General features: G+C 36.1%; 1 protein-coding gene. It reads right to left on the bottom strand.

Annotation, left to right across the window (positions count from 1 at the left end; translation table 11 throughout):
• Window positions 1–223: hypothetical protein (locus tag Y887_RS21220; protein ID WP_046965679.1), on the bottom strand; the 223-nt coding region annotated here is incomplete at its 3' end.
• Window positions 224–357: the final 134 nt, after the last annotated feature.

The raw sequence follows: 357 nt of genomic DNA, 5'->3' as shown, positions 1-357 counted from the left end.
AACGAATATTAAGTGAAGTGAATCCTGCACGTTTAGCAAGAGATACGATTAAAGGACGGTCATATTCAATCTTACCATTATTAGTGAGGACTTTATAAAACGTATAAGGAGCGTTGAGCTCCTTTAAAAGTTTTGTAACAGCATAACATCCTGGACAACGTCCAACTTCTTCAGGAATGCCATAGATTTCAATCTTATTCTTTAAGTTCGAGTTTTGTTCCACGAGAAATAATTCCTTGGTAAGCCCAATAAGGAGGATTAACAGAATCATCACCAGAGTTTTCTTCAGGAAAATAAACCTGGATAACAAATCCAGATGCATCAAAAGTAAAATAAACCGTAGGCAGTTCACCTAAC

This window comes from Xanthomonas pisi DSM 18956, from assembly GCF_001010415.1.
In the GTDB taxonomy this organism is placed as follows: domain Bacteria; phylum Pseudomonadota; class Gammaproteobacteria; order Xanthomonadales; family Xanthomonadaceae; genus Xanthomonas; species Xanthomonas pisi.
The sequence above is the reverse complement of the archived record's forward strand: the minus strand, read 5'-3'. Positions and strand labels throughout refer to the sequence as shown.